Origin of the sequence: Pseudoflavonifractor sp. MSJ-30 (genome assembly GCF_018918045.1) — a bacterium.
Taxonomy (GTDB): Bacteria; Bacillota; Clostridia; order Oscillospirales; family Oscillospiraceae; genus Faecousia.
The window spans coordinates 1-6,770 of record NZ_JAHLPU010000005.1 but is presented as its reverse complement, the minus strand read 5'-3'; the positions used below and the strand labels follow the sequence as shown (position 1 = coordinate 6,770).

Genomic DNA, 6,770 nt, shown 5'->3' with positions numbered 1-6,770 from the left:
CCAATTTTCTTCATGTCCATTTTAATATTCCTCCTGATATGGAATGTATATAGATAAATCCAGAGGGCCTTTTAACGGCACCCGGACCGATCTAACGGTTTTTTCAATTATTTTCCAAAATGGAAAAATCCTTTTTTCTCGTAGGGGGCAACGGTCACAGAGCCTGCCCCGTAACCGCTGCCGTCGATCACGGCCCGGAGGGCGGTTTCGTCCAAGGGCTCCTTGGAGAGAATCACCGTCTCCCCCTTGGAGTGGGAAGACGTAACTTTGTCCACGGGGAAGGCCCCACGAACGGCATCATTGACATGGGCCTCACACATAGAACAGGCCATACCCTCTACTTTTACAACGGTTTTGATCATTGACAGTTCCTTCTTTCAATAAAAATGGCATCCAGGTTTTGGCGGTGCCTGACCGATCCTCCGGCTTTCTCCTATCCCAGTGCCACATCCAGCACCATCATCACGCTGAATCCGGCGGCAAAGGAGACGGTGCCCAGGTTGGAATGCCGTCCCTGGGACATTTCTGGAATCAGTTCTTCTACGACCACATAGAGCATAGCCCCCGCCGCAAAGCTCAACAGATAGGGCAGTGCCGGGATCACGAGACTTGCCGCCAAAATCGTCAGCACAGCACCGATAGGCTCCACAACGCCGGAAAGAACACCGCCGAGAAACGCCCGGCCCTTGCTCTCGCCCTCCGCCTTTAGGGGCATGGAGATGATGGCTCCCTCAGGAAAATTCTGAATGGCGATGCCGATGGATAGGGCCAGCGCACTGGCCGCCGTGATTTGCGGACTTCCCGCAACGAAGCCCGCATACATCACGCCGACGGCCATGCCCTCCGGAATATTGTGCAGGGTAACGGCCAGCACCATCATGGTCGTGCGGCCAAGTTTGGTTTTCGGCCCCTCGGTTTGATTGCTGCCTACATGAAGATGCGGAATCAGATGGTCCAGCACAAGCAAAAACAGCACGCCCACCCAGAAGCCTGTAAATGCAGGGAGAAACGAGAGCTTCCCCATATTCTCAGACTGCTCTATCGCCGGAATCAGCAGACTCCAAATCGAAGCCGCCACCATAACTCCGGCGGCAAACCCCGCCAGAGACCGCTGTACCAGAGTGCCCAGGGACTTTTTCATAAAGAATACACACCCGGCTCCCAGGGTCGTACCCAAAAAGGGGATCAGTATTCCCAGAAAGGTTTCCATTTGCTTCTCCTCTCATTTTTTTGCCGTAACGCACAGCCAGTTTTTCTTCTGATGTATCTCCACATCCTGAAAGCCCGCCTGTTCCAGAAATCCCTTTAACTCGGCGGCCCGGTAGATAGTCATGCCGCCGATCCTTTTCGTCCATTTTTCATCCCTGGGGTTTTCTCCGCTGCTCTCGTTACAAATGAGAAAGGTCCCGCCGGGCTTCAGAACCCGGAGAATCTCCCGAAAGCATACTGGAAGATCCGGCCAGAAGTACACCGTTTCAAAGGCGGTCACAGCATCAAACCAGCCGGAAGCAAAAATAATGCTGTCAACACTGCCCTGCCACACCACGCAGCGGCCCTGGTCGATGGCCGCACGATTCAGGTCCCGTGCCGTTTCCACGCTGACGGCGGAGTAGTCGATGCCTTTTACTACGCCGTTGGGGCATCGGTTCAGCAGCTTTTTGATGTTCGCCCCGCCGCCGCAGCCGCAGTCCAGCACCCTGGCATCCGGGGAAAGCTCCAGAAAACCCAGTCCCCACCTTGCCAGTGCTCCATGGCCAATGTTCATCATGCTGACCATGATTCTTCCGCCCAGCCCCCGGGGCTTCCGGGTATTCTCAAAAAAAGACATTTTTGCAGCCTCCTTCTCAAGTTTCTACGAAACAGAATTCAAAGTATTTAGGAAGGCTTCCCCACGATATTTGAAGAGTTCCCGGTGTGCCATGATTGGCTCTTTGCAGATCGTCCTTGGGGCACCACGGGTTCCGCCCCTTTCTCACATTCCGCATAAGTCAGCGGGAAGGATGCCTGCAGGACGGTGCTCTTTCGCACCCTCCAGCCGTTTTTCTCCAGAAATTCCAGATAATCCGTGTACCCCCACTTGCTGTGCAAAGGAAAGCCTGCCAACTTCATGAAGTCATTCAAAAAGGTCAGGTTCCGAGGATAATCTTTTTGCACTTACCGCATTTCAGGCATAATACATCGACCGGAAGTTATGTATGACACACTCCTGACAGGAGCCCACTCCCCCGGACCGGATTGCTGACTTGCTTCCCCACGGAAAACGCCCCCTGCGGTTGACCAGACCGCGGGGGGCGTTTCCAGAGAAAAGAGAGGTAAGAAAAAATCATTTTCGCTTCCGCCGTTCGGAAGCTTCCTTGCACTTGCATGGTTATTATAACGCATTTTCCCAGAATTGCAAGCTTTATTTTGTTAAATCTATATTAAGCACGTCAAATTTGAGAGCCATTATTTGTTTATATTGTATATTTGTAAACATTTTATGTTTTCTTTTGCTCTTCCCTTGACTTTTTTTCGAATTGGGGTATAGTATATGCAAATAAAAATTAGCACTCTCGTTCAATGAGTGCTAAGCCAATGAAAGAAGGATGGCTATGAATTTCGATATCTATACCACAAAATCCAAAGAAGCTGTCCAGTCCGCCCAGCAGCTTATGACGCAGAATCACAATCCACAGTTGGAGCAAATCCATCTGCTGGCTGCTCTGCTTCAGCAGGAAAACGGGCTGGTGCCCCAGCTTTTAAAGAAAATGGACGTGACTCTGGAGAGCGTCCAAGCCGCCGTCCAGGCAGAAATGCAGAAGCTCCCCGCCATCAGCGGCAGCGTTGACTTTGATCAGGTTCATGCCGATTCCAGCGTTATTTCCGCTCTGAACGCGGCAGAGGACCAGGCAAAGACCATGAAGGACGAATATGTCTCTGTGGAGCATCTGCTGCTCGGTCTGTTGGAAACCGCCCAGGGCGGCGTAAAACGGATTTTCACCGATTACCGCATCACAAAAGAAGCGGTGCTTCAGGCTCTGCAGGCCGTTCGGGGAAACCAGCGGGTGACCACTGACAGCCCCGAGGGCACTTACGATGCCCTCGAAAAATACGGCACCGATCTGGTCAAGAAGGCACGGGAGCAGAAAATGGACCCGGTCATCGGCCGTGACGAGGAGATCCGGAATGTGGTTCGTATTCTGTCCCGGAAGACCAAGAACAACCCTGTGCTGATTGGTGAACCCGGCGTGGGCAAGACCGCCATTGTGGAGGGTCTGGCCCAGCGGATCGTCAAGAAGGAAGTTCCCTCCTCTTTGCAGGACAAGACAATCTTCTCCCTGGATATGGGCGCGTTGGTTGCGGGCGCCAAATACCGGGGCGAGTTTGAGGAGCGGTTAAAGGCCGTTTTGAACGAGGTCAAGCAGTCCGAGGGCAAGATCCTGCTGTTTATCGATGAGCTGCACACCATTGTTGGCGCAGGCAAGACCGAGGGCAGCATGGATGCCGGCAACCTCTTAAAGCCTATGCTGGCCCGTGGTGAGTTGCACTGCATCGGCGCGACCACCTTGGACGAGTACCGGCAGTATATTGAAAAGGATCCCGCTTTGGAGCGTCGTTTCCAGCCGGTGATGGTCAATGAACCTACCGTGGAGGACACCATTGCAATCCTGCGTGGTCTGAAAGAGCGCTATGAAAACTTCCATGGCGTAAAGATCACGGACCCCGCCATCATCGCCGCCGCTACCCTTTCCCATCGGTACATCACCGATCGGTTCCTGCCGGACAAGGCCATCGACCTGATCGATGAGGCCTGCGCCCAGCTGCGGACCGAGCAGGACTCCATGCCCACGGAGCTGGACAGTGTGAACCGTCATATCATCCAGCTGCAAATCGAGGAGGAGTCTCTGAAGAAGGAAGAGGACGAACTCTCCAAGAGCAGACTTGCCCAGATCCGCAAGGAGTTGGCCGAGGAACAGGAACGCTTCAATGCCAAGAAGGCGCAATGGGAGAACGAGAAAAACTCTCTGGAAAAGGTCCAGAAAATCCGTAAGGATATTGAGGATTTGCATCATCAAATCGAAGCAGCCGAGCAGAGTTATGATTTGGGGAAGGCTGCCGAGTTGAAATACGGTCGGCTACCCCAGCTGAAGAGAGAGCTGGAGGAGCAGGAACGCCGCATCCAGAAGGAGGGCGACAGTGCCCTGCTGCACGAAAAGGTCACCGATGAGGAAATCGCCAAGATTGTGGAGCGCTGGACAGGGATTCCCGTCAGCCGTCTGGTTCAGGGCGAGCGGGAGAAACTCTTGAATCTGGAGAACATCCTGCATAAGCGTGTCGTTGGTCAGGACGAGGCCGTTCGGGTGGTTACAGAGGCCATCCAGCGCAGCCGTGCGGGCATTCAGGACCCCAACCGGCCCATCGGTTCCTTCCTGTTCCTGGGCCCCACAGGCGTAGGCAAGACGGAACTGGCCAAGACGCTGGCCGAAGCCCTGTTTGACGACGAGAACAATCTGGTGCGGATTGATATGTCCGAGTACATGGAGAAGTTCTCCGTCTCCCGGTTGATCGGAGCGCCTCCCGGATACGTGGGCTATGAAGAAGGCGGCCAGCTGACCGAAGCCGTCCGCAGAAAGCCCTACAGCGTGGTGCTGTTCGACGAAGTGGAAAAGGCCCACCCCGATGTGTTCAACATCCTGCTTCAGGTGCTGGATGACGGCCGTATCACCGACTCTCAGGGCCGCACCGTGGACTTCAAGAATACCATTCTGATTCTGACCTCCAACCTGGGCTCTCAGGAGCTGCTGGGCGGTATCCGTCCGGACGGCGAGATTGACCCCGCCGCCAGGGAGCGGGTTATGATGCTGCTGCGGCAGAGCTTCCGCCCCGAGTTCCTGAACCGTCTGGACGAAATCGTGTTCTACAAGCCCCTGACCAAGGACAACATCACCAAGATCATCGACCTGCAGATTGACAAGCTCAACAGCCGTCTGGCCGAGCAGCAGATTACCTGCCGCCTGACAGACGCCGCCAAGCAGCACATTGTGGATGAGGCCTACGACCCCGAGTTCGGCGCCCGTCCCCTGCGCCGCTATGTGCAGCACACCGTGGAGACCATGCTGAGCCGCAAGATTCTGGAAGGCCGCATCACTACCGGCTCCACCGTCACCGTGGACTGCCGGGACGGAGAACTGGTGCTGGCGTAACAGAATCAGTGGTTTTCCCCCTATAAAAGCAAAGACGCAGGCCCCCGCCGCAAAAAGCGGGGGCCTGCGGTTGCTGTTTCTCTGGCATAATGCTATTGTACACTCTGGAAATTACAGCTTTTGGGGCTCCACCAGCGCATCTTCATTGATCAACAGCAGGTTCGTATTTTCCGCCGCCATATCCTGGAGCCTCTGCGTAAATCCGCTCTTGCTGAATAGTCCATAGAAGATATCATACCCCGGAAAAGCCTTATGAATTTCCATTGCGCCCACGACTTTCTCCTTCAGCGCGAAATACACGTTTACATCCACCGGCTTTGTATAATATTTGCATTCTCCGGCAAACAGGCGCTTATGCTGATGGTCCACAGCCATAACATCGATCTCCGTGTCCCCCGCAAAATCATTCAGCCAATAAGCCCCGATGCGGGAAGGTACAAACGAAATCATCCCATTCCTGCACAGCTCTGTGAAAATATCCCTGCAGATATCCTCATAGGCAAACGCGACAAACTTCTCAGTGAAGTCTTTGTGGATCTCCTCCAGAACGATCTGCATGTTATCCAATTCCAGTTCACCCTTAAAGGGATAAACATAGCGGAACCAGAAGCGAATAAAATTATCAGCAATGAAATACAGCCCCTTACGGGATCTTTCCGGATTCTTTTCCGTGATCAGCGTTCGCTTTTCCACAAATCCGAGGTCCGTTAGCGTAGCAAGATACTGCGTCAGCCCGGACGTCTCCTGCCCCAATACCCCCGCGATCTTACTCAGTTTATGGTTTCCGTCCGCAATAACCTTAATGATGGAAAAATAGTTCACCGCCGTAACGGATTCGCTTTTCAGCAGGAAATTGGGCTCCTCATACAAAAAACCGCTTTTGGACAAAACCGTATCTTTTAACTGTTCTTCCAGCGTTCTGCCATCCTCAAAAAATTCCAGATACTTCGGCACGCCGCCGGTCACAGCATACTGTTCCACTGCCTTATCAAAGGGCAGGTCCTGCGCCGCGTATACATCTGTAAATGGCAGCGGCGAGAGCCGGATCTGCGCTGTTCTGCGCCCATACAGAGGACTGTCATAGGACAATGCGTGCTTCTGCATCATACCGATCAAGGAACCAGACAGGATCAGCATCACCCCACTGTCTTTCAGTATCTCATCCCATGCATTTTGTAAAACGGACGGAAACGCCGGGTTGGTTTTCACAAGATACGGGAACTCATCAATGACCAGTATCTTCTTTTCCCCCGGCTTGTAATCGGCTACCATCTGAAACAGATCCAGCCAATCCGTAAACACCGCCTTTCGCAGAAGTGGATTTAGGGTCGTCCGGGCAATGACTCCGGCCAAGCGCTTCATGCTCTGGCTTTCCAGTTCTTCTGTGGCAAGGAAATAAAAAGCGGTTTTGTCTTTGAGAAATTTCTTGATAAGTGTCGTTTTGCCAACCCTGCGGCGGCCATAAATAACCACAAAGCTGCCGCTGCGATCAAATTCCGCATTTAATTTGTCAAGTTCTGCTCGTCGGCCTATAAATTTCATGTCCCGCCCTCCTAATATAATATAATTTATGATAAAATTATTTAT

5 protein-coding genes are annotated in these 6,770 nt (G+C 53.1%); 1 reads left to right on the top strand and 4 read right to left on the bottom strand.

The genetic code is table 11. The features are described from left to right. Nucleotides 1-107: 107 nt before the first annotated feature. The 3 genes from KQI10_RS00215 to KQI10_RS00205 form a co-directional block, all read right to left on the bottom strand. Nucleotides 108-362, bottom strand: a complete 255-nt coding sequence (locus KQI10_RS00215; RefSeq protein ID WP_216565345.1) for a heavy-metal-associated domain-containing protein — start codon at nt 360-362, stop codon at nt 108-110. Nucleotides 363-433: 71 nt separating this feature from the next. Further along, nucleotides 434-1,210: a ZIP family metal transporter gene (locus KQI10_RS00210; protein ID WP_216565344.1), complete on the bottom strand. Its 777-nt coding sequence runs from the start codon at nt 1,208-1,210 to the stop codon at nt 434-436. A gap of 12 nt (nt 1,211-1,222) precedes the next feature. Next, complete coding sequence (locus tag KQI10_RS00205) at nt 1,223-1,828, bottom strand: class I SAM-dependent methyltransferase (protein ID WP_216565343.1); 606 nt, start codon at nt 1,826-1,828, stop codon at nt 1,223-1,225. Nucleotides 1,829-2,591: 763 nt separating this feature from the next. On the opposite strand from KQI10_RS00205, the gene clpB reads away from it, so the two are divergent. After that, a complete protein-coding gene (gene clpB, locus KQI10_RS00200; protein WP_216565342.1) occupies nt 2,592-5,183 on the top strand; it encodes an ATP-dependent chaperone ClpB in 2,592 nt (863 codons plus the stop codon). Between the two features lie 111 nt (nt 5,184-5,294). On the opposite strand, the gene KQI10_RS00195 is transcribed toward clpB, so the two are convergent. Beyond that, on the bottom strand, nt 5,295-6,725 hold the full coding sequence (locus KQI10_RS00195; RefSeq protein WP_216565341.1) for a DUF234 domain-containing protein: 1,431 nt from the start codon (nt 6,723-6,725) through the stop codon (nt 5,295-5,297). Between the last annotated feature and the right edge of the window lie 45 nt (nt 6,726-6,770).